Annotated in this window: 21 protein-coding genes; 13 read left to right on the top strand and 8 right to left on the bottom strand. The window is 47.0% G+C overall.

Annotated features, from left to right (window positions below; translation table 11 throughout):
* Positions 1-294: 294 nt before the first annotated feature.
* Positions 295-2,184 carry a S9 family peptidase gene (locus tag HQRW_RS06755; RefSeq protein ID WP_014556000.1) on the bottom strand — a complete coding sequence of 630 codons (1,890 nt, stop codon included), beginning with the start codon at positions 2,182-2,184 and terminating at the stop codon, positions 295-297.
* Positions 2,185-2,514: 330 nt separating this feature from the next.
* On the opposite strand from HQRW_RS06755, the gene HQRW_RS06750 reads away from it, so the two are divergent.
* From HQRW_RS06750 to HQRW_RS06740, 3 genes are all read left to right on the top strand, one after another.
* On the top strand, positions 2,515-3,306 hold the full coding sequence (locus tag HQRW_RS06750) for an HAD-IIA family hydrolase (protein WP_014555999.1): 792 nt from the start codon (positions 2,515-2,517) through the stop codon (positions 3,304-3,306).
* A gap of 112 nt (positions 3,307-3,418) precedes the next feature.
* On the top strand, positions 3,419-4,486 hold the full coding sequence (locus tag HQRW_RS06745) for a CNNM domain-containing protein (protein WP_173252949.1): 1,068 nt from the start codon (positions 3,419-3,421) through the stop codon (positions 4,484-4,486).
* Positions 4,487-5,495: 1,009 nt separating this feature from the next.
* Positions 5,496-5,765 carry a hypothetical protein gene (locus tag HQRW_RS06740; RefSeq protein ID WP_048066751.1) on the top strand — a complete coding sequence of 90 codons (270 nt, stop codon included), beginning with the start codon at positions 5,496-5,498 and terminating at the stop codon, positions 5,763-5,765.
* Positions 5,766-5,875: 110 nt separating this feature from the next.
* Here HQRW_RS06740 and HQRW_RS06735 read toward each other — a convergent pair whose 3' ends face one another.
* Positions 5,876-6,427 (bottom strand): GNAT family N-acetyltransferase, encoded by a 552-nt coding sequence (locus HQRW_RS06735; protein WP_014555998.1) that lies wholly within the window; start codon positions 6,425-6,427, stop codon positions 5,876-5,878.
* Positions 6,428-6,524: 97 nt separating this feature from the next.
* Here HQRW_RS06735 and HQRW_RS15830 point away from each other — a divergent pair, with 97 nt between their 5' ends.
* The 3 genes from HQRW_RS15830 (at position 6,525) to HQRW_RS06730 (ending at position 7,742) form a co-directional block, all read left to right on the top strand.
* Positions 6,525-6,692 (top strand): hypothetical protein, encoded by a 168-nt coding sequence (locus tag HQRW_RS15830; RefSeq protein ID WP_158298126.1) that lies wholly within the window; start codon positions 6,525-6,527, stop codon positions 6,690-6,692.
* Positions 6,693-6,730: 38 nt separating this feature from the next.
* Entirely contained in the window at positions 6,731-7,018 is a 288-nt protein-coding gene (locus tag HQRW_RS16945; protein WP_394324572.1) for a trypsin-like peptidase domain-containing protein, read from the top strand.
* A gap of 241 nt (positions 7,019-7,259) precedes the next feature.
* Positions 7,260-7,742: a pyridoxamine 5'-phosphate oxidase family protein gene (locus tag HQRW_RS06730; RefSeq protein ID WP_014555997.1), complete on the top strand. Its 483-nt coding sequence runs from the start codon at positions 7,260-7,262 to the stop codon at positions 7,740-7,742.
* A 171-nt stretch (positions 7,743-7,913) separates the two neighbouring features.
* Here HQRW_RS06730 and HQRW_RS06725 read toward each other — a convergent pair whose 3' ends face one another.
* Positions 7,914-8,336, bottom strand: a complete 423-nt coding sequence (locus HQRW_RS06725; protein WP_231852463.1) for a hypothetical protein — start codon at positions 8,334-8,336, stop codon at positions 7,914-7,916.
* 522 nt (positions 8,337-8,858) lie between these two features.
* Between HQRW_RS06725 and HQRW_RS06720 the strand changes: the two genes are divergently transcribed.
* From HQRW_RS06720 to HQRW_RS06700, 5 genes are all read left to right on the top strand, one after another.
* Positions 8,859-9,509, top strand: coding sequence for a PH domain-containing protein (locus tag HQRW_RS06720; protein WP_014555995.1), 651 nt, complete (start codon positions 8,859-8,861; stop codon positions 9,507-9,509).
* Positions 9,509-10,039 carry a PH domain-containing protein gene (locus tag HQRW_RS06715; protein ID WP_014555994.1) on the top strand — a complete coding sequence of 177 codons (531 nt, stop codon included), beginning with the start codon at positions 9,509-9,511 and terminating at the stop codon, positions 10,037-10,039. Before HQRW_RS06720 ends, HQRW_RS06715 begins: the two co-directional genes overlap by 1 nt.
* Before the next feature lie 47 nt (positions 10,040-10,086).
* Entirely contained in the window at positions 10,087-10,485 is a 399-nt protein-coding gene (locus HQRW_RS06710) for a hypothetical protein (RefSeq protein WP_014555993.1), read from the top strand.
* 180 nt (positions 10,486-10,665) lie between these two features.
* Entirely contained in the window at positions 10,666-11,034 is a 369-nt protein-coding gene (locus HQRW_RS06705) for a DUF7475 family protein (RefSeq protein WP_014555992.1), read from the top strand.
* Positions 11,035-11,546: 512 nt separating this feature from the next.
* Positions 11,547-12,521, top strand: coding sequence for an AAA family ATPase (locus tag HQRW_RS06700; RefSeq protein WP_014555991.1), 975 nt, complete (start codon positions 11,547-11,549; stop codon positions 12,519-12,521).
* Positions 12,522-12,725: 204 nt separating this feature from the next.
* On the opposite strand, the gene HQRW_RS06695 is transcribed toward HQRW_RS06700, so the two are convergent.
* The 5 genes from HQRW_RS06695 to HQRW_RS06675 form a co-directional block, all read right to left on the bottom strand.
* Positions 12,726-14,282 (bottom strand): hypothetical protein, encoded by a 1,557-nt coding sequence (locus tag HQRW_RS06695; protein WP_014555990.1) that lies wholly within the window; start codon positions 14,280-14,282, stop codon positions 12,726-12,728.
* Positions 14,279-15,622 carry a DUF58 domain-containing protein gene (locus HQRW_RS06690; RefSeq protein ID WP_014555989.1) on the bottom strand — a complete coding sequence of 448 codons (1,344 nt, stop codon included), beginning with the start codon at positions 15,620-15,622 and terminating at the stop codon, positions 14,279-14,281. Before HQRW_RS06690 ends, HQRW_RS06695 begins: the two co-directional genes overlap by 4 nt.
* Positions 15,623-15,630: 8 nt before the next feature.
* Positions 15,631-16,350 carry a DUF7269 family protein gene (locus tag HQRW_RS06685; protein WP_014555988.1) on the bottom strand — a complete coding sequence of 240 codons (720 nt, stop codon included), beginning with the start codon at positions 16,348-16,350 and terminating at the stop codon, positions 15,631-15,633.
* Positions 16,347-19,265 carry a transglutaminase TgpA family protein gene (locus HQRW_RS06680; RefSeq protein WP_014555987.1) on the bottom strand — a complete coding sequence of 973 codons (2,919 nt, stop codon included), beginning with the start codon at positions 19,263-19,265 and terminating at the stop codon, positions 16,347-16,349. Before HQRW_RS06680 ends, HQRW_RS06685 begins: the two co-directional genes overlap by 4 nt.
* Positions 19,266-19,613: 348 nt before the next feature.
* On the bottom strand, positions 19,614-20,069 hold the full coding sequence (locus tag HQRW_RS06675) for a DUF4385 domain-containing protein (RefSeq protein ID WP_011571511.1): 456 nt from the start codon (positions 20,067-20,069) through the stop codon (positions 19,614-19,616).
* Between the two features lie 278 nt (positions 20,070-20,347).
* On the opposite strand from HQRW_RS06675, the gene HQRW_RS06670 reads away from it, so the two are divergent.
* Both HQRW_RS06670 and HQRW_RS06665 read left to right on the top strand, forming a co-directional pair.
* Complete coding sequence (locus HQRW_RS06670) at positions 20,348-20,674, top strand: hypothetical protein (protein WP_014555986.1); 327 nt, start codon at positions 20,348-20,350, stop codon at positions 20,672-20,674.
* 329 nt (positions 20,675-21,003) lie between these two features.
* Positions 21,004-23,628: a heavy metal translocating P-type ATPase gene (locus tag HQRW_RS06665; protein ID WP_014555985.1), complete on the top strand. Its 2,625-nt coding sequence runs from the start codon at positions 21,004-21,006 to the stop codon at positions 23,626-23,628.
* Positions 23,629-23,870: the final 242 nt, after the last annotated feature.

Below are 23,870 nucleotides of genomic sequence, written 5' to 3'. Positions count from 1 at the left end.
TTTAAGTTGCGGATTGTCAAGTCTCAGAGTGGCTTTCGTAGCATAGACTGACTCCGAGTTGTCGGATTAATCCTGCGGCTGTAGCGATTCAACAAACTTCTGGGTGAACTGATTCACTCATTCGATGCGAGAGAACTATTCTGACTGATGCATGTCTACTCAAGTATCTACTTCTTCTGTGAACTACTAAACCGGCAGGTATTCTCCTTGATTCTGTATGATAACGAACAAAGATTCCGCAGTATCCCAATCGGTCACACTGAATAAAGTACATAAAATCGCCACCAATTGTCATTAGTCGTCAGCGACGATAGATTTTGGATTCGTACCGACCCGACGGTCTAAGAAGTCCGCAAGTGCTTGAAATGTCCGGAGTTTCTGGTCTTGGTCTGAGGAAGCGTGACCCTCTTCACCCAATTCTTTATACTCATAGTCATCGGTTTCTTCGAGGTCACGGTCCTCAAGAGCCTCTTTGAAAATGCGAGCCTGTGAGATGGGGACGCGTCGGTCATTAACGCCGTGGATGAGGAAAATCGGAGCATCAAGGTTCGAAACATAGTTTACCGGAGACCGCTCTTCATAGATTTCAGGATTCTCCGTGGGCGTACCGAGGTATTTCTCCATCAGTTCGGTCCGGAAGTGCGGCATGGTGGTTTCGAACATATCCTCAAGATCTGTCAGTCCAATCCAAGCAATTCCAGCCTCATATAGATCTGGATACTGGACCATCTGCCAGTACGCGGAATACCCGCCGTAGGAGCCTCCAAAGACGACAACTTGGTCATCATTAAGCCAGTCATGCTCATCGAGAACGTGTTCAGTGATGGTGACGATATCGCCTTGCTCTGCACCACCCCAATCGTCGTACAGTTCTTCGACAAACTCTCGACCCCGACCAGTCGAGCCACGGTAATTTACCTGCAAAACAGAGAACCCAAGCGAGACTAACACCTGGCTATAAAGATTAAATCGCTTGGTGTCGCGTGCTCGCGGACCGCCGTGAGGGTTAATAATGAGTGGCGACGGACGCTGTCCCGAGTCGAATAATAGTGCGCCAATCTCAAACTCCTCATAGGGATCGTGCTCAACTGCCGCTTGATCAGTCTCAGGGACACCATCAGATTCGACAGTAATGTAGTCTGCATCAGCGAAGTCATCTGTACTGAAGGGACCATACTCCGCTTCGACCAGTGTCTTGTGCTCGTGTGTCTCAATATTATAGATCAGTAATTCCGGACGCTGGGTTGGAGTAGTGTGGGTCAGAAGAACTCGATTTTTATCCACAATCGCCTCCGTACCGAAACTTGCAACACCACCAGGGAGATCAAACTCGGTTGCCTCGCCGGTCTCACTATCGTAAATAATTGGGACAGATTCAGCTTCTCGGCTTCGATAGCCGAGGACACGTTTGCCGTCTGGCAGAAACGCCTTTGGACTCTCTTCAAATTCATCATTTTCAAACCACGTTAGTTCCTCAGAATTGACATCATAAACACCAAGTCGACCGAGATCTGTCGAGTTGTCTGAAATAAGAAGACGCTCTCCGTCTGGTCCCCAATCAGCAGGCGAGGCTTCTGCACCAGTATCTCCAATACCAAGATTTTGCGTCGTCGCCCCGTCTGTATCGGCAATGTAGATATCCTGATTATCGAAGTTGTCGCTTTCATTTGTCGCGTAAGCGATTTGATCACATTCCGGTGAAAGAATAGCACCGGCGGCGGCTCGTTCGTACTCGGTTATTTTTGCCGTCTCGCCGGATGAGAGATCATGATTATACAGATTCATCTGACCGTCGCGGCTGGAGCCAATAATCAGTGTATCGCCGTCCTCACCAATATCATTGATAGCGACCTGTCCGTCCATTTCGACAACAGCCTCAGCCTTGCCATCCTGAGAAATCCGGTAGATATCGTTTTGCTCGTTACCGTTATTATCGAGGTGAAAAAAGACGCTGTCTCCGTCGGCAGCCCAATTGATGGGCCATCGGGCATTCCGGGGAACATCACTCTCACTCCACTGAGTTACCTCACCACTCTCGACATTGAGGATGTGCAACTCGTTGCGTCCAGTGATATCATAATAGAACGCGACCTGATCCCCGTCTGGGGAGACCGTTGGGTGGGCGAGCGTCGGCAGTGTTGCAAGCTCCTCAAGCAATTCTTCTGTATCTTCAACATGACTCATATACTATATAACCCGGTCTCGATTGGGATAAAACTCTCTGGAGGACTCATCTGATAGTCAAGAGGACTTCGCCTGACCGATAATCGACGACTCGATCTGTGATGTGCTGAAATGCTTAATCGGTCATATCCTCGAAGATGCTGCGCTGAATACAGATCTTCAACACAGCAGCCAGCGCTACAAGCGTTATAATAGTCGGTTCTCGTCTCAAACGAGTAGATACGAGCAACAGCACGCTGTAGTGATCGTTTGGCTGGATTACTGACACTCTATCATGTAATAAACTCTGAAGTTTGTCACTCGCATGAGTAACTGCAGGTGTCGGTAAAGATGTTTGATACAGAGAAACAACCCGAGACATGGTTGATCGATATGGACGGCGTGTTGATACGTGACGATACTGCTCTTCCAGGATCCGAGGATTTTATTCATCAACTCAGAGAGCAAAAACGTCAGTTCCTTGTGCTAACTAACAACGCAATTTACACACGACGCGATTTAGCTGCTCATCTCTCAGAAGTTGGAATTAATATCCCAGAAGACCGGATTTGGACCTCAGCTGTGGCTACAGCACAATTTGTCTCGAATCAAATGCCGGACGCTTCAGCGTACGTAATTGGCGAGGCTGGGTTGAAAACGGCGCTTCACGACGTGGGCTACACGCTTACCAGTACTAACCCAGATTTTGTCGTTCTTGGAGAGAGTCGGACATATTCATTTCAGAACATCACCGAGGCTGTCCGGCTGATCAACCAGGGTGCGCGATTCATCGTGACAAACCCAGACGCGACGGCTCCTTCGGCTGAGGGTCCGCTTCCAGCCACTGGCTCCGTTGCCGCCCTCATCACGGAGGCCACTGGCAAGAACCCATACTTCGTTGGGAAACCCAATCCAATTATGATTCGTAGTGCGTTGAACCGACTTGGAGCCCACTCGAAATCTACGGCGATGGTCGGTGATCGAATGGATACGGATGTGGTAGCCGGCATTGAGGCTGGTCTAATTACGTATCTTGTATTAACGGGATCAACCAACCGCCAAGACGTATCGGAGTATGCATATCGACCGAATAAAATCGTTGAATCAATTGCTGATTTGATGGGTACCATCGAGTCTTCCTGAGACATGTGCGGTGGCTTGGCGTCCGAAAAGAACATCATAGACTCTGTTTATTTTATCTTATCATTTATTTAATATCAAAGCTATTTCCGTCTACTATTGTTACAATTCAATGATGGAACCGCTCGAGATTGGATTACGGATTTTCGGTGGTATCATTCTTATTTTGGTGAACGCCTACTTTGTCGCAATTGAGTTTGCATTAACCCGTGTCAGACAGTACCCCAAATCAGAGTTCGACACACCCGGACTTGAACTCGCTTGGGAGATGACCAATGATTTGGAGTTTTATCTGACTACCTGTCAGGTTTGGATCTCCGCAACGAGTATTGCGCTTGGGATTATTGCCGAGCCTGGATTAGCGGCTCTGATCGAACCCGTATTCGAGAACACTACGCTCGCATCGGTCGGGGCTGGTTCGCTGCTTGGATTCCTCATCATCAATTTGGTCCACCTGACACATGGAGAGCAGACGCCCACGTATCTCGGTGTCGAGCGCTCCAAACAGGTTGCGCAATATGGGGCACGGGTACTGTACTGGTTTGCAAAGATACTCGCTCCAGCCATCTGGGTTGGCGACTCGGTTGCGAAGGGAACACTCGGTCTGTTTGGGATCGAGATGACCCAAGCATGGACAGAAACCGAAAAAGAAGTCATCGAAACTCGTGCTGACCTCCGAACCCGGCTTGGATCAGTACTTGAACAGGGCGAACTACCTGCGGATCGTCGTGAGGAGATCATGAATGCGTTGACAATCGGCGAACAGTCGGTGAGAGAAATTATGATTTCCGCTGATGACATCATAAGCCTGTCAACTGAGGATTCCCCTGAATCGAACTTCCAGAAGCTCGAAGAGTATCCGCATACACGGTATCCACTAATCGGTGGGGAATTGAGCGACTTCCATGGTATTGTCTATAGCCCAGCTTTGTTTAGTCATCGTGAGCAACTGTCTAATGATAATGATGCATTAATTGAACTTGCAGCACCGACAATGACACTATCGCCCGATACCGATGTGAGCGATGCGATTGACCAATTCCAGACAGAACAACAAGAGATGGGGCTCGTCATTGAAGACGGTGAGGTCACCGGGTTGGTGACCGTCACCGATCTACTGGAAACAATCATCGGTGATATTGAAGACCCACTTGATCAAGACAACCCTAATGTACTTAGCTAAAATGAACACCAGACGACTGAGAAATATCGACTCTCCGTACTGAACGCTTGTGGAATGCTTGTGGAATTGTTCTCTCAGATTCGTATATGACGTTTGTCAGTCCGAGTAGCGTTATCGACCAATTCTGAGTCGTAAGATCATCAGTTGACATCCTCCCGCGCCTGAAGACCTGTCTCTTACCCACAACTCGAGTCAGGATTTTAGCGGAACGGGATCGGCGAGCACGACTGAAATTCTCGGTATCTACAGTTTCAACACCTCTTTGGAACAATTGTAGTGGAGTTGATTACCGGCGTTCCGTCACCCCCACAGCCGGTATCACTGTCTGAATCGCTTCTCGCCTCGATTTGCTGAGTTCAAAATATCTCTGACAGTGTCTGACACGTCCGGTTACGACTCCACGAACTTATGTGTAAAAGACAGGCCTGAAGACGCCCTCAGAAATCGGAGATTTCTGGTGTGCGAACGAGACCCTAGTGATTCAACAAACTTCTGGGTGAACTAATTCACTAAGTCGATGCGAGAGAACTATTGTGACTGATGCATGTCTACTCAAGCACCCACTTCTTCTGTGAGCTACTAGGTCTGATAATGTTCCGGAATTTCGATACACTTCACCCGTGCCTGTCGAGCATCTCAGCCACTTGGCTGTGATTAAGGATTTTCGCTCGGTGGGTTCGGTGGATGTGCATCACGGAATACATCTATAATAAATCATGTAGATTTTATACTAAATGTTCGATTGAGGCGTTATATATCCAGTCGTACAATCGAATGATGATTGATATAGGGTAGTGTCGGATTCATCCTGACCCTGTAGTACTCCGTGAAACATTTTGAACTATCGGTCCTACACAACAGTACCAGTAGCTACTCTATAACAAGATTTTGGATTGAATTCCTCAATAAGTTTTCAGGAGAATCAAAGAGTCAGGTATTCTCCTTGCTCTTTATATTTAATACGAACCAATCTCAGTACATATTTTATAGAGCACACTTTAATAACCGCATGAGACCGCTCAGAGTCAAACTCAATATCTCTGAGGAAGAGCATCACTCAGCAGCACGAGAGACATTTGAAACAATATCAACGATACATGATGATCAGGCGATTTTCCAAATCAATCAAACACAGTATATCAATCAAGACACCTGGGGATTCAAAATAACATATCGTACGAAAAGTGAGTTCATCCAAAGTGTCTGCTTGAATGATATTGAACAGGTAATGTGGCACGTTGCACCCAACTCGTTCGAGCGAAGAGTGACATCTGAGTAAACCGCTCGCGGTCAAGCCCGTGGTATCCGTCCTGTGACTCTGTGAATCTGTGAATCTGAGCGTGTGCTTTTCACTGTGATTAATTAATCTGGTATAGAACGCGTGATAGCTCACTTTGTATGGACCGAACGTACGGCAAGTGCTGCTTCGCATACACATGAGCTTCCACATTTCGGACAAGGTCCATCAGTATGTCCAGCGATGGAGTGGGTATGCAAGATATCATACTCATGCGTCGTGAGTAATTGTGCTGGGGAGTCAGGACCACCATGAAACCACGCGTCAGCAACGAAATGATCGACATCTCGTGAGTCACCGATATCGTGTAATCGCTCGATCAGAGAGCTTCCAATTCCTTCACCGGTCCGCTCAGGGTCGACATATCCTGCATGAATAAATCCATACTGAGATCCGGGTGGAATCGGTTCAACTGTATCGATGAGGTGCATAGCGTCTCGCAGTTGTTCTTTTGACGTATATATCGTGAGTGCCATCACACCAACTGGATCATTGTTCTTCTCTGCGACTCGAACAAAGGTCCCATCACTCTCGTTATTCACTGGGACATCGTACGACCAATCATCAGCGAAATGTGATGTAATAAGCGAAGTAACTTCACTCATCTTGCTGTTATTGTCGGTGAGCGGACGTATAACCAGCATCTAGTATTACTGGTCTGCGCGCATGTATGTGTATTTATTTCTGCCCCTATGCAGTTCATTTACTTGATCAGACACGCCGCGAGGAGTCAGTTGTCTATTGATGATCGGTCCTATCAATGTCAGTGTCAATATTCGATTTCATGATGGAAGCTGGGAGACTGGAACTATCGTCGGAAGTGATCTTTATATTGATCTTGCAGTTATCCACATCACGAGTAACCTGATTCACGCCCGTGGTAAACGGCGGGATTCTCTCACTGATTAAAGATAGTCCAGCAGACACAACTACAAATCGCTGAGTACGTGGCATATCCGCAACCACCTCAACCTGTTGCAGCACTTGGGAGCCCACTCGGTTTGGATGGGTCAGTCACGACCGGTGTCGTTTCAGGTGTCGATCGCTCTATGCCGACATCAGGGAAATTTGCAATTCCCGACATCGTTCAAATGGACGCCGTCATCAATCCCGGGAACAGCGGTGGTCCATTGATTACAGCAGTTCCCGAACCGCTGCCTCGGGTGAGGAATATCCAGTTGCTGAGGGAAATCGAGCGAAGTACGGCGATAATCTTAGATCTGCGGTCTCAGTAAAAGTCATCTCCGAGGTCGTGCCAAAGTTAACCAATACAGGTTGGTATCACCATTCGTATCTTCGCGTCCAAGCATTAGATGTGACGCCGCGTATCATAAAAGCAATATTCCTGACACCATACGTGGTGTCACCGTGGTTAATGTCCGACAGCAAACGAAATATCACTTTTACCAGCGGACGACATGATTAATATCAGAACTTGCAGAACACTCAACAGAGAGCTTCTCAAAATCATTAATAGTGACTGAGGAATCCTCATCACCCTCGTCGAAGACAAAAGCACGACAGGTGCTTACTGAAGCACAGACATGTACATTGGCGACAGCATCGCAGGATGGCGTTCCTGAAGCGGCAACAATTCGGTTTGTTTCTGATCAGAATCTTGATCTGTATATTACGACTGAATCAATGTATCGAAAATACGAAAATATGACAGTCAATCCACGGGTTGCGCTCGTCGTCGATGAGGCGCAATATAATCTGCAACTGGAGGGGGTGGCGACAGAAGTACACGGTGAGGCTGCTGAACAAATTAAAAGTAAGTACAGAGATAAATACGGTCCCAGTCAGTATCTCAGGAATAATGATAGTGTGTTCTTTGAAATCATCATCGACTGGGCAAGACTTCTTGTTGATGGTCAGTTTCCACCAGAATTTGAGATGGTGATCGGCAGTAGTGACGCGGATCCACACGGGATTACGGTGGATCAAGCTAAGGGCTAATATCCTTCTTCAAGAGAAAATCCGTTAGGCTAACTTGACGATCCTCATCGAACAACCATTTACCGCGTATGCGAACCTAAACAGATTGTTCACGGTCTGCAATAGGGACTGTCAAGAGTGTCAAGCTTCAGCTCCGGTTTCCTGCACCTTATTATATTCAGACTCCCGAAATTATCTATTCAGAAATTCTTTCAGTGCCTCAGTAATCTCATCTTCAGCATGTGTCCCGGTGAGAACTTCGTATAGTGCGTCAGCGAGCATCGTGACCGACTCATCGTCCACCTGTGTTTCAACAATCTGACGATCCCCATGGAGTCGTATTGTCTTAATCGTCGGCGTATCGTGAATCACCTCGGTTGTAGTAAGAAATCCAGCCTCAGAGGGATAATCATGGTCAAGACGATCTAATCCGGCAGGGGTAATTGAGTAGAGTCCACGATCAACTTCCGTGACAAGACCAGATGCGCACAGTTGCGCTAATACCTCCGGAACGACCTCATCATCAAGATTACTTTGCTGATAGATATGATGCGTGTTCGATCGGCCATGAGCAAGTACCTGTAGAATACGCTTTTTAGCATCATTCTGTGTCATCGATATATATTTTTCTTTCAAATATGTCGGTATTGGCATTTTATCATGGTCTAGGGCAAGACCTCTTGCTTAAGAAGTGAGGGAAAATGAACGAGTAGTGAGAAGATATGCCTGATAGTTATAATTTTAATATTGTAGTCCGACATTCATTAATCGCCTAGCGTGGGAGTCATTCAAACCGCTAATGCAGACAGCAACATAATCCGTTCTTGTCGTTTCGTCATACAGTTTGGACAGGTTGGCTCAATCTCTCAACTAAGATGTTTGAGAAAGAGAGTCTGGTGAGGACTATGTACCCCACCACGAATAAGTCTCTTCGACTTGGAAGATAACTGGAATTTGAATAATCTTCGCTGGAAGCCCCGTCATTAAGCAAGTCATCTGTGATAGCTGAGTAGGTCAGGAGAGTTCACCAGCCACTCCGGTATTTTATTTGATCAGTCCAACAGAGACGAGTAATAACTGTATCCTAAGCAATTACTCGCCACGGTGGTTTTTTGACTTGACCACGTTAGTGAATCCATGTCCAAAGAGGTCCTCCGGGAAACATCAGGACGTGATTCAATTGATACCGCTGAAGTTGATCTTGATTGGCTTACACTCGAAGATGGCGAGTCAATTGAGTGGGTCAACACACCACATAGGTATAGTATCATCCCTGCATTTGTGATTGGAATCCCTCTTTCGCTTCTCCTTATTGGGATTCCGATCGTTGTTAGTTCATATCTTCAATATACGAATACAAATTATGTTGTCACAAATCGTGGACTGTACAGTAAACGTGGGATTTTATCTATGAATGTCCAGCAGATTGGGTTTGAAAAGGTTCAAAACACATCGTATTCACAATCGGTTCTGGGCTCATCACTAGGATATGGATCCGTCGACATTAGCACGGCTGGTGGATCAGGCGTCGAACTTCAATTCCGTAATATCCCGAACCCAGCATCGGTCCAAGAATTAGTTGCAAAAGAAGTCGATAGTCGACAACACGGTGAACCGGATTCCGCATCTGATGCTAACGAAGTTCTTGATGAAATTCTCACAGAGCTCCGGACAATTCGCTCGGTAGTAACCGACGATGCGGGTGAGAGCGACACTGACGGTATTCACCTCGCTGGCAATCACACATCAACTGATCAAGTATCAACTACTGAGCATACTGAAGACTGATGAGTAACGAATGGCGATTTCAATTTGATAATGAAAGAACTGTCTGGCAGGGGAATCCTCGGCTTTCAGCGGCTACCGGTGGGATTGCAATTGGTATTGCGCTTTCGATTCTTGCGCTTTTGATGGCAGTGCTCGTGGACAGACGGCTGGGTATAGCGAGTATCCTTGGCATCGGTATCGTCATATGGGCTGTGCGCCGGGTGCAACAAACAGAGTATGTCATCACAACTCGATCAATTTGGGCGAAACATGGTGTAATGAGACAAACTGTTCGACGAGTTGAGTTGTCGAAAGTCCAGAATACGGCTTATAGCCAGTCAGTTACTGGATCGCTATTTGAGTATGGCACGGTCACAATTGAGACTGCTGGTGGGAGTGATTTACAATTCCAACGGATTGACAACCCCGAGATTGCACGTGAAGCAATCACCAGTCGCATCGGTGATATGAGCGAAGAAATTCCAGGCTCACCCAATCAGTGGTATTCAGTGCTGCAACTTGTTCGTGATATTCGAGTGACGATTGAGTGAGTCTTTCAATATGATAGGGATTTATTGGTTAAGCTCATTATGCAACTATGACATTCAAACGTAGAATTCGTTCATATTACGCTGCGCTCCGCGCGGGCGAGCCGCTTGGTGAATTTTTTGCAGATGAGGACTCAATTGTGAAGTTCGGTATTTCAGACCGACTTGCCGGTGGGGACACAATTAGGGAAGGACTCAGCACACAGACAAGCCGGACAACAAACTGGGTCGTTGATAGTAAAAATCTCACCGTATATACGGCGAGCACTTATGCATGTTTCAGTGATGATGTTCGAATTGAGTGGACAGACACGGTTGAGGATGAGCGATACGCATTCGATACACGATGGAGTGGAACGCTTGAGGTGAGGGATACTGATATTGAGGCAGGTGAGGCTAATCCGGTGTTTATTGGAATGCATGTGAGCACCCCCCGATTTTTCCGATAACACTTTGAAAATAAAATTTATTCGTTGCTTTATCGAGCGAGTCTTATTGGTTGGTATACACGTTAATTCGGAACTCAGATAATCTGTTCACGATCAATAAATTATCATTTACCATTATTCACGGGAACAGTAATGTGCACCAATCCCAATATTTTACTAACGGCAGCACTAATACATTATATGGAATCAACGCTTGGACAGGCGAAATCTGAGTCATCAACAGGAGCAGTCGGGTCGAGACTTGAGATGATAGTAATTGGTCTACTGACGATTACAGCAATCACACATGTATATGCTGGCCTCAATCAGGGAATAATTCCACCGCTTCTTCTTGCAGGACTTGGATTTCTGGGAGGAATCGGACTCTATATTCGCGGAAGTAATCAGCGTTTACTGACGATTGCTGCTATTCCGTACACGGCAGTGCAGATTCCACTCTGGTTCGTGGTTAAATCTGGAAACTTTACTCCGGTAGGCTATCTTGATAAGGTTGTACAAGTCCTCCTGATTATTGCACTTCTTATTCTACTCTTTCGCCAACGCCAATGATTATCTGAACTCATGTTGTGGTTTGGTCAATCTCAAAACTAGCACTGAGAGTGATTAGTTCGAATAGTTTCACCGGCGATGTCGAATGACGCGGGTTCAGCGGCTTCTATCACCGACACGGATAATCACGGCAATAAAGACTTGCACTAACCATTATGAGAGTGAACAGACGTTATATGCTGAACAGGCGCAATACCACGCCCGTTCACGACGTGGATACGCGCCGTCACGTTATGTCCAAATCAGTAAATCGATAACTCTAATTTATAACATAAGTACCTTTGTTAGCCGTCTACAGTTTGTGAAGATAGCGATGAGGCTATTGCGAGGGGCTCACATCATTTGTTTCGACCGTTCATAACAAACCAAAGATCAGGTGAACTGCCTCGGGGTCGAGCCCCGTCGCATTCAATTCGGGTTTTTATAAATTGAATCCAGATCGTGCGTCAAAAAGACAAATGATGCTATAGATATGAATGGATAATGCGTGCGATGAGAGATGATCATTGAGTATGACGATTGATAAATTTTCAATAGAGGAGGCAGGTTCACATATTGAGCGTATTATTGATGAGATAAGCAGTGCAGTCATTACTGATCGGTCGTTTCTAGAGACAATTATCACCGGATTACTCGCTCGTGGTCACGTATTAATTGAAGACGTGCCTGGGACTGGAAAAACACTTACCGCAATTGCGTTGGCAGACGCGTTCGGGCTTGAGTATAACCGAATTCAATTTACCCCTGATCTCCTCCCGAGTGATATCACTGGTACACATATCTTTGATGAGCAGACAGGTGAGTTCAGCTTTCAACAGGGACCTCTCTTTGCCAATGTTGTGTTGGCTGATGAGATCAACCGTGCCCCACCGAAGACGCAGTCTGCATTACTTGAGGCGATGGACGAACAACAAGTAACTGTCGGCGGTGATACATATCCACTGCCGGAGCCGTTTTTTGTGATTGCAACACAGAATCCGGTTGAGCAGGAAGGCACGTTCAGCCTTCCTGAGGCTCAACAGGATCGATTCATTCTTAAAACGTCAATCGGCTATCCAAGCCGCGAAGGGGAACTTGAGTTGATCAATCGCCGTAGTAATCGACAACTGACGACCCCCGAGGTTGATGCTGTGATCAATCCTGATCAAGTTGTGACGCTTCGACAAACACCTGAATATGTTTCAATGCGTCTCAACGTTCGTGAGTATCTTACTGATATCGCTCGTCAGACCCGCAAGGATGATCGCGTCGAGGTCGGCGTTTCACCGCGCGGTATCCAGCGATTCTACGAGGCTGCACGTGCATATGCGGTGATTGCTGGACGATCTTATGTGACACCAGATGACGTCAAAACGATTGCCTCAGCAGTTATTACACATCGACTCGTCTTAACCTCAGAGGCAACAATTCGAGATATCAAACCCAAAGCAGTCACTCACTCTGTACTCGATGCTGTTGATGTCCCTGCTGCGCAGGGCATGAAGTAGGATTTGTTGATACTGTTGGCTATAGTCACGCGAAGGATTTCGGCACCCCGGGGTGTCGGAAATCTCCACGTAGTTATAGCCAGCAGTATGAGCCACCCCCAGCAGAGAATTCCTCATCGTATTTATACTGATGATAAGTAAACGAAAGAGAGTCATACGGCTCATAGACACTCCAGCGAATACTCAGCGGTGGTTTGTTCGTGTCTATCCACGCAATATCGTCAGGAAAATCAACACCGCCGGCACAACAAGGAGTACCCCAGTGAGCGCACTCTCCTGGGAAACAGACAGACCCACCACGGTTGACTGAAGCCCCCATGCAATACCAACCCCAAGTAGTGCAACGGCGATTGTATTGAGACTGTGAAGTATCGTTACGCGAGTGCCACCGCGCGTTCCGAGTTCAGATTGGGCTGTGACTCCGTGGCTACTCGAATCCCATGCAATAATTGCGAGTGCAACACCGCTGAAGACGATTAATGGAGCCTGATCGAAGATTCCAATAAGCAGACTACTTCCAATGAGTCCCGTCCCAGCGATTGCTCCGCCGGTCGCATGAGATGGGAGATATCCAATCAGTCCTAAAATAGTACTTCCAAAGAGCACGGCTCCCAGTGCAAATAACGCAATCTCAACATAAATGAGTACTATCCCAACTGGTGAAATAAGCTGTATGTATTCCGCTATTTGTGGTTGAATCGCACTCGGCAGTGCTGAAAGGACAGATTGAATTTCTGCACTCAGTATCAACGCGACGGTGATCACCACACCGACGCCGATTGATACTGGGGCAATCGACTGTGCTATACTCATGATGTTTCCACTCAATTGTTGGATAATATATATCAGAATAATAATACTACTACAGATACAGATAATTGCAATCAAAAACACACGGAATCCAGGTGATACGGAAAGTTCAATTAACAGCGCGAGGGGTGGAATACGTCTGATGAGCGATGTTAACCAACCAGTCTGTGCCGCTACGATACTGAGAAGACTGAGCCCAATGCTGAAAACCGCAAATTGTGATAAAATCGTCTGAGATCGCGTCAGTATTGTCTGAAGCCGATCGCGTCGTGCTCGGGAGGCAACTTCGACTATCGGCACCGTTTGGGTGACCTCACCTATCAGAAATGCGGCGATTGTCGTTTCAAACCCGGTAATAAACAGACCAACAGAGAGTGAACTCGGGTCAATAAGAAGTTCACCAACTGCTCCAAGCGGCAGCATCAGTAGTGACGTCTCACTCAGTAGATTGAATCGCAACAGCAGAAGTACAGTCGTTACCGCACCCACAGAGAGCTCGATAACTGCTGTTTGCTTCCAGAGATTGAGCAAGACACCGTCAGTCGGTCCGTCACGAGGAGTTATAATCGCCCCATAGATACCAGTCCCAATACCAAGCGTCACACCAATATACATGATGAGACGCCCAAGAAGCCTCTCAACGGGTTGTTCGGTGCCTCCGAAAAAAAGCACTGGAAGGGTATCACTCTCAACTGCTGCCACGCCGAGACTCGCGACTCCACAGGCTGCGCTTACCGGGAGTAATACTGTAGTCACCCCCATCAATACTGTCGAATCAGGGTTCTGTTGTTGTGTGATGGTGGCAATCCCAAGTGTCCCACCAGAAAGTATGCTGAGTACGACACTGTTTCCTACACCAACCTGGTATATGAATAGAATCACCGCGATGAGGACTGCCGTTGCAGTGATAACACTCGCGACTCGGGTCGTTCCTGACCCATCATCTGTCATTGTGAGTTGATATCCCTCAACGCTCGTGAGAGGGCTATTGGAAGTGTCTCATTGCGTTTCCAGTCAACGATCGTCCCACCAAGTCTGCGTATCCTGAATAGCCGATTTGTGCGGTTGAGATGGGCAATACGTCCACCAATATCACTATTCGATATCTGTGGAGAGAGAACTGTCAATTCATGCCCATCGGCTCGGATCGATTGAGCGATTGAAACGGCTGCATCGTCTAGTGCAGGAGTACAGAATAACACCTGCTCATTGCTATCTAGACGTGATAGCAGCCGGTGCTGATCGACGATGCCACCATCTCCAGCAACCGCTGATGTGTCAGTGTCAGTATCAGTGTTTGTCATCATCTCGTCGCTTCCTGTTGCAGCCGCATTACAGATCATAGCCGCATGTGCTCCAAAGGCTGTTTCCTCATCAGTCGACGCGTGTGCCGGTGGTGGGTCTGACCGAACTGGGTCGGGAGTCCCAAGAGCTACAATTGTGAGAGTATGTCCCTCATCAAGAAGAACGCTTACGCTCAGTGTTGCAGCGTATGCACAAAGAGTTGCGCCCGTCGGAAGTGAGGGCTGTGAGCTTACATGGGCGGATACACGGCTATCAATGATAATCGCAATTCGGACTGCCCGTTGCTCGTGATACTCAATTGTCGAAAGCTGACCTGTCTTCGCGTACTGATTCCAATTAATGCGCCCGATTGGGTCGCCTGTTTGATACTCACGTGTTGCATAAAATTCAATCCCAGAGCCTCCGGTTTCCGTTGTAACTGGACCAGTGATGTTCATCGTTTGGTTGGAGAGTGGAATATCATCAACACTCACACGAGATTCAAGACTGCTCTGTCCACTTGGCGCAATTTTTGACTCAATCATAATGGTTCCACTTCTATTTCGCGCACGAACTTGGACTGGGTCGAACTCATATGTCCCTCGATTAGTGTTCACCGAGTAGTTTACTGTGAGTTTCTGTCCTGCTCGGAGGATTGCACTTGCACGTGGGTCCCCCCCGATAGTGCCCAACTCTGTTGGGACACCATCAGCAACCCGGAGATCAGGAATTGTCGAATCGCCCGTATTCATGATGGTGAGCGTCACCGATACCGGCTGCCCTGGAAGCGGAGCTTTCGGAGAGAGTTTTCGCTCAACAGAGAGTTGATTGGTGAGTGATGGTTTGGTCGCGAGTGCATCCTGTAACACAAACAGTAGTGGCACAACTGCTGTAACAAGAAGCGTCTGTGAGCCAGTCCCAATACCACAAGCGGTGAGAGCGGCTGTAACCGCGAGAAGACTTCGATACCGATGTCGATGGACCTGCTGGATCATAGTCATACTCATATTCACTATCACTCGCTTTCTGCTGACTGCGAATCAGCGATGTAAGAAGAGGCGTTCTCCGGGTGATGAGTGTGTGAGTTGGTGCGCGTCGGCGGGTCATATTGTATGTCATATGCCGCATATTTTGACTCAATTGCGCTGAGTGTCCGGCGGACGCGTATATTATACGCAGCCCCTGGATATAGCCACGCATAAAGCCGATGTCGAAGTGGATAATCAACCCTCGGTGAGTCCGTTACAAATGCGGCTGCATATTGATCACTTGTCCACTGACCAGCTTCAACATACCTACGCGCTGTCTCTCTTGTCTCAAGCTTATGGGTGTATAAATCGATAATTAACTCTTTGAGCTCAGGTCTGAGTGCCGTCGTGTTTGAGTCGGTCGCATCCGAGTTCTCATTCCGCTGTCGGTTGAATTTCGTGGTTAATTGCTTTCCTGCGATAGCGACATCTCGTGTCACCGTATGAGGGTCTGCTTCTGGGAATGGGTCATCGATGGTTGTTGCCCGCCGAATCCATAAACTCATAAACGCATATATGCCAATAATCATTCCAGTCACTGATAATAATGCGCGTGCGCTCAGTTGATTTGTCATTATTTGAAGTGACTGTCGGAGAGTCCCCGGCAGACGTTCGGGTGTATATGTCGCACCAAGCGCAGAGACGAGTATACATACTGCAACTACTGCGGCAATCCATCGGGTTATACGCTGACCTGAAAGTTTCATTTATTTGTCTTACCCAATGCACTCTGGATTGTCTGGAATGCATCACGGGCGCTTTCTAATTGTGATTCAGTTGTGCTTTCCACTCCGTACTCCACTTTTCGATAAATCTGTGTTAAAATGGTAACTGGTTTCGACGGAACTCCCTGCTCAATAGCGTATGTCGCTACTTCTTTCGGTGTTTTCGTACGCAGTCGGGATGGACCAACAGCACGTGTAAACACATACCAGAGTTTTCGGATGATTGACTGTGCGTCCGCTGTCTCCACATCGGATTCAGATGAGCTTGAGATCCCTTCCTCACTCTGTGACATTTGATCTTGATTCCGATTTCGTAGCGCTCTTATAAGTGATCGAAGCCACTGATAAACGATAGAGACAATCTGGCGTGGACTCAGCAGTCTCATATCAGTCAATCTATCCAAGGAAAGATGACCACGAGGTGCGAGTATGAATTTTCTGAGTTGCATCGAGAGCTGTCGGAACCAACTCCATACATGATCAATACCGAGAGTCAGTCTGACAAACATATCGGTCACGAGCATCGGAGTCTGTGTCAATGTCGTGTGAATGCGTATGATGATTATCCTGATTGTGTCTCGATTGCGGTAGAGGAACATGATTCCGGCTACAGCGAAAAGGAGTATACCAAGAATAATCCCTGCAGTGGTTCGATACAGTCCTGAGATTGTTTGCTGTGCCCTCGTGTTATCCGGTCCAACCACGGTTATTGATGCTGATTGCTGCAATGGGATTGTTGCATCGACTGTTCCGTTCGGACCAGTCTGTCCGACTGCTGACCCAGAAAGGGTTACGGTGGCATTCGACACCGGCGTGTTCGACTGCGTGATAATAATTCCTGCGTTGGTTAGTGGGACCAACACGCCAAACTGCGGTGTGACAGTGATATTTATTGAGGAGGTGTTATCTTGAGATGATGTGACCGGTGTTGATGCTGGCGTCGACGTCGACATTGACGTTGGGGGTAGTGTTGATGCTGAATCTTGTGTCTGTGTCGGCTTCGACACCGATGATGCATTCAGAACACGAATTGTCGCCGTTCCTGATGCTGCTTGTCGTGTCACGCTGATTGAGTGCGTTCCGGTGGTGACGTCATCAAGGACAAGGGTGAATTCTCCTGAGTTGTTGGTATATCCTCTGATATCTCCGTCCACTGCAACGGTCCCATTCTGAACTGGGACTCCACGAATCGATGTCGAAACCACTACAGACTTTCCACGGACTGTTGAGCCGGTCACATCAACCGAGACGTTTGTCTCACTCTGACATTTGAGGGCTGTTTCACTTTGGATCGAACACCCTGAGTCGTTAGTCGATCTGAGTGGTTCATTCGACACTGATAATTTATATTGCCGTGACGACCCCCTCAGTCGAGGGATCTCCCCGACTGCCGAGAGGGACATCTCCTCAACCGTTGCGACCGTCTGCTCGTTGAGATACTTACCCTGATTACCTGGTGGGCGTGCACTGACCGTGACAGTATTAGCGTATGGTAATTGTGTTGTGATAGTTCCAGTTGCGTCTGTCCATCCAACGCGTTCTGTGTTGACACGGACTGGAGCACCAGTTACTGGGTTGGTATTTTTTTCAACTGAAATATCGACAGTCGCACCTGCGACCACTGTTCGATTGAGCGTAATGTTGTATGGTGGCTGTGGATTCTGAATTGGGAGATCCCCGGGTGGAGTTGGATCAAACCGAATCCATCCAACATCGGGGAAATACACCTCAACCCATGCGTGACCAGTGTCGCTCGTGATTAGATAGCGATCTTCAGCAACCTGTGTGCCGCCTTTAAATCCTACCACATAGCGGGCAGGAATGTCTTGTGAGCGAAGCATGACAGTCATTGCTGTTGCAAAGTACTGACAATATCCTCGATTCATCTCGAAGAGAAATTCATCAACAATTGGTCTGCTACGTTCATGTGACGCATTCAATGAATACGCCTTTGAGTCTTCTAACCATCGCTCGATCACAGTCGCTGTCTCATAGGGCGTTTCAGCATCTGAGGTAATATTCTCAGTCAATGATGTAACCCGTGGTGGTGTGTCCTCAGGTATCTGTGTATACCGTCGAGACAACTCATTTGGATACCTGTTCCCAGCGTCGGTTAGTATGTCAGGATCACGAGGCGGTGCTGCACTTTGTGCTATATATGTTGTTCCCCTCGGTACTGATTGAGATGTCTGAAGCGTCCCTGCCGTTGAGATCTGCATCTCTGTTGAGCTATCCTGAATATTGACGCTCTCAAGTTGCCATAACACCGGCAACGACGAGGTTTCTTGCAGTGAGGTCACCTCATATTCTGTTCTTTGCTGTTCGATTGTCCGCTCATTGTTTGGTATCGATCCCGTATATGACTGTGACTCTGTTTCAGAAGCCCACGTTGAACCTGTATATGTCGCATATACTGACTGTCGCCAGTAGCCTGTCCGAGGAGATTCAACTGTGAATACTGGTATTTTTGAAATTTTTCCCGAACGAGGTTGTGTTGATCCAATAGTCATCGACGCAGGTGGCTGATCGAGTGTGCTCGCCTCTGGAGATCCATATCCTGACCGAGTTGATTGAGCTGTCTTTCGCGATGACTCTGATTGTGATTGGGGGTCTGCAGTCGGTGGGACTGTCTGTCCTGAATCGGATTCCCTCGAAGTGCTTTCGGGATTCCCAGGGGATGCAAGATCGTCTGGTGTTTTGATATCGAGACTATCCTCCAAATCTCCAGCGGAGCGAGGGTCTGAGAGTACCCCTCCATCGACCGGTGGAAGAATTATTGCAGTAATAATGAGTGTGCAGATACTAATGACAACTAACAATTCTTCAGGAATCACTCGATTGTCAGCATCACCAGCCCCATCATTATCATCAGTACCGCCGGAGTCCGCCGACACCATAGAATGTATTCTTACTTTTATTTTCGTGCATTTATGTCATTCCTTCAGCAGTATTCTGATTCTGTGAACACGCATGACTACATTATCTCTCTGAGGAATACATTGCTTCAAAGAAATTTCCTCTGTAACGATACGTAGGATGGGACAAACACCGCGATAGTCGGATTTAATCGCCGTTCCAACTGTCAAGATACTCTGAGTAGTAAGTCAATCTCTCAGCTTACTGTATAATAGTCAGATATATTATGTTATCAGTACAATTCACGAAATGCACTATTGGATTGCACATACTCATATGAGATCAACGCGGAGTATCATGCCAATAGAAATATTCGGTTAAACCACTGGCTAGGATTCCTCTGATTCTTCTTGTTTCCATTCCTGTCGGCGATGTTGATAGGTATCATCATCTCGAAGCTGATCGAGATATTGCTTGTATACTAATGCAATTTCACGTTTTTCATCATCATACCACTCTTGAGCTTCGCGTTCTTCACCATCTTCATATTTCTGTCCACCAGGGTATTTTGCATATCGCATCGCACGAGTCCATCCCATTTGGAGGTACTTACGAGCGAGGTCCATTCCTGGAAACTCGTTCGTATCGCGATACTCACAGAATTTCTTATAAATCGCTTCTGCTCCGTCCTCAGCTGAATCCAGTGTCTTTATTGACCAGAGTGGGAGTAACTCGCCTTTATATGGCTCACATTTGAATACATCTTGTTCCCCACGACCGATTTCATACTCACTCGGATTCGCACGGAAATCGATATCATATTCCGGACCATCCTCATCGGACATTATATGCGGTATGAGGGCTAGCGTGGTTAATACTACGCTTACCCCGACCCATGCGGTCTGTATCCATATCGCGAGGCGATGGTTTTGGCGAGTGATGAGAGAACTATATGCGGATAGCAAATGTGCCTCCCGATGCAATCGTATCAATAATAAAACAATATTAACAAGAAGGGTTATCGAAGATTATTACCGCCGCCATCTGTTCCCGAGAGGAGGCTTAGTCACGATAGATATGATTTTCTGATGTGCTCTCTGAGTATATATAAGATTGATATATCATGTCGCTTGATACAATAGTTGTCACGCACACTGCCGCGGAGAAGTCTGAGCGATATTTGACCTGCTCGCAACTCAAAAAAGTACTGAGAGAGGACACTGGCTATATCTGTCGACAGGCATCCCCGAATCACGATGGACTGTACGCTGATAATAAGTTCATCATGCGTGGTGAATTCTTTGGACAGTCACTTGATATCATTTTTGCTGTCGAAGACGATCACGTCGTTGTGATAACACAAATGTCACAACACTCAGATAGCCTTCGTGGGCGGTTCTACGAGTTTATTGGGTCCTCAGTAACAACCGCAATCGAATACGCACACTAACTTGTCGTAATAGTTTATGACTGCTTCATCCAATTGAAGTATCCTTGCATGCAGTTTCAATGCTCCATCTGTTTTCGAATCGTCTGACAGGACATCTTTTGAGACGCAGGGCTGTCGATGTCACACGATCTGATGATCATGAACTAACACATATCTCCAAGTTTAGTATTACCGTGGACGAGTGTCGTTGGGTGATGCGTCATTCGGTGTCATATGAGGTTGTGTCTGTGATGTTAATAACTCAGCATGATACTCTTGTTGCAACGTATCATAAAATAGCTCTTACATAGCAGTCGATTTAATAAGTATGTGGCAATTACTATATACCAATGAATACGCCTGACTCAGATCAGACCGGTGATACTGGTGAACCACCGGATCATGCTTCTGAGACTACTCAATACAACACACAACACACAGATGATGTCTCTCAGTCGACGACTGATACTGACGTCACACAGTTTTCAATCCCAGAGATGGACTGTCCGTCCTGCGCACAAAAGGTGATTACCAGCGTCGAACAATTGGATGCAATTCGAGATATTGACTCACAGGTAACAACAGGAGTGCTCACAGTATCATACGATACCGACCAAGTTACGCTCAATGAGATAGCCAATCAGATTCAAAAGGCAGGATACAGCGTCAAGAATGCAGGTGAGACGACATCAGAGTTCACAGTCCCAGGAATGGACTGTCCTTCGTGTGCAAGTAAAGTTGAGAATGCGCTTGATAATACTGACGACATTACTGGGTATGATACACAGCCGACAACTGGAACTGTTATCGTTAGTTACGATTCTTTCAATATCAGTGACGCTGATGTCATCGATGTAATCGAGGATGCTGGATACGAGACGACAGGTCACTCACACACCGAATCAGCACAGCAGGAAACACCCGATGAGCGTGAGCGTATCTGGACAAGCTCTCGGGCACTCAAAACATGGATCAGTGGTGGGTTCGTCGGCGTTGGGTTGCTGTTTGAATTTGTCGTAACTGGACAGAGCGCGGAGATTGCAACCATATTAGATACAGGAATAGCTTTCACTGACATACTCTTTCTTGCGGCTGTCATTTCTGGTGGTCAAGAAATCATTCGCAACGGATATTATTCGGCACGCAATCTGAGTCTTGATATTGATTTTTTGATGTCCATGGCTATCCTGGGAGCGGTCACCGCGAGTTTTGTATTTGATCAAGCACTCTATTTCGAGGCTGCCACTCTTGCGTTTCTCTTCAGTATTGCTGAACTATTAGAGCGATATTCAATCGATCGCACTCGAGATTCACTCCGAGAATTGATAAATCTCTCACCAGATGAGGCGATAATTAAACAAAACAATACGACCGAGACAGTTCCACTTGATGAAGTCACTGTTGGGGATATTGTCATCGTAAAGCCAGGTGAGAAGATCCCAATGGACGGGAAGATCATTGAGGGGAAAAGCGCAATCAATCAAGCACCGATTACAGGTGAAAGCGTTCCTGTCGATAAAACGATAGGAGATACCGTGTATGCCGGCACGATTAATGAAGAGGGATATATTGAACTTGAGGTTACCTCAAAGGCAAGTGATAATACGCTTTCGCGCATCGTCGAAATGGTCGAGGATGCACAATCGAATAAGACCGAGCGTGAACAGTTTGTCGAACGCTTTTCATCATATTATACACCGGTCGTTGTTGCTTTCGCCATCCTCACAACGATAGCAAGCCCATATATCCTCACGACGAGCTGGTCCACAGCCATCGTCTATGGATTAACATTACTAGTGTTAGCATGCCCTTGTGCATTCGTTATATCAACACCCGTGTCTGTTGTATCAGGAATTACCAGTGCTGCAAAAAACGGCGTTCTGATCAAAGGTGGGAATCATCTTGAAGCGATGGGAGCTGTCGACATCGTTGCCTTTGACAAGACAGGAACGCTTACCACAGGTGAACTGACAGTTACTGATATTATCCCGCTGAATCAAAACTCAACGGAAGATGTCCTCCGGTGTGCACGAGGACTTGAACAACGAAGTGAGCACCCCATCGGCGAGGCAATTGTCGCCAAGGCTGGGAGTGCACAGACAGTTACACGTGAGATTGAGGAGTTCGAGAATATCACCGGAAAAGGCGTACGGGCAAGCCTCGATGGAACTCCTCATTTTGCTGGCAAGCCAGGACTGTTTGAGGAACTAGGGTTTGATCTCTCACATGTTCATGCAACAACTGATGGAGGAGACATCACACAGACCGCTCATCAAATGTGCACCCGGAATGACTGCATCGATCTTCTCGAGGAGACTGTTCCCCAACTTCAGACAGAAGGAAAAACCGTTGTTCTCGTCGGAACTGAAACTGAACTTGAAGGTGTCATTGCCGTCGCTGATGGGATCCGCCCACGAGCAGAAGAAACAATCAAACAGCTCAAACAACTTGGAGTCTCTCAAACCGTGATGCTGACGGGAGATAACGAGCGGACTGCTCGCACAATCGCTCGTGAGATTGGTATTGATACATATCACGCTGAGTTGCTTCCTGAAGAGAAAGTGACTGCAATTGAGCGCTTTGTTGATGAGTATGATGATGTTGGGATGGTCGGTGATGGAATCAATGATGCACCAGCACTCGCCACTGCGACAGTTGGCATTGCAATGGGCGCTGCCGGAACTGATACCGCGTTAGAAACAGCTGATATTGCCTTGATGGGTGATGAGATTCAAAAGCTTCCATATGTCTATGCACTTGCGAATGATGCGAACAGTATCATTCGACAAAATATCTGGTCAAGTCTTATTATTAAACTCGGGCTCGCAGTCGCCGTGCCATTTGGATACGTTCCTATTTGGCTTGCCGTACTTGCTGGGGACGCTGGAATGACCACAGCCGTCACTGGAAATGCAATGAGACTCTCACGAGTCATGCCGAACACAGATACCGAAATGACTGCTCAAGAAACATAACATCACACAATCTATGAGCAGTCGTATTCAGACCAATGCAAATGGAGTCTTTCTTTTTATTGCCTGGTGCAAAGTAACAATAATGCCCTGGTAGACGGGTTAATACAAGAATATGCGATATAAGATTACGATTTGACATCCCCCTTCGTCTAAAGGCGGGAGGAATCCCACGGCACCGCGCCGCTTCGCTGGGTTGGGAGTGTCAGCTTTGGGTTTGAGTTTCAGGTTCAGGTTTGCAGACT

The organism is Haloquadratum walsbyi C23 (assembly GCF_000237865.1).
GTDB classification, from domain to species: Archaea; Halobacteriota; Halobacteria; order Halobacteriales; family Haloferacaceae; genus Haloquadratum; species Haloquadratum walsbyi.
Note: the sequence above shows the minus strand (reverse complement) of the source record. Positions and strands in the feature narration are given on the sequence as shown.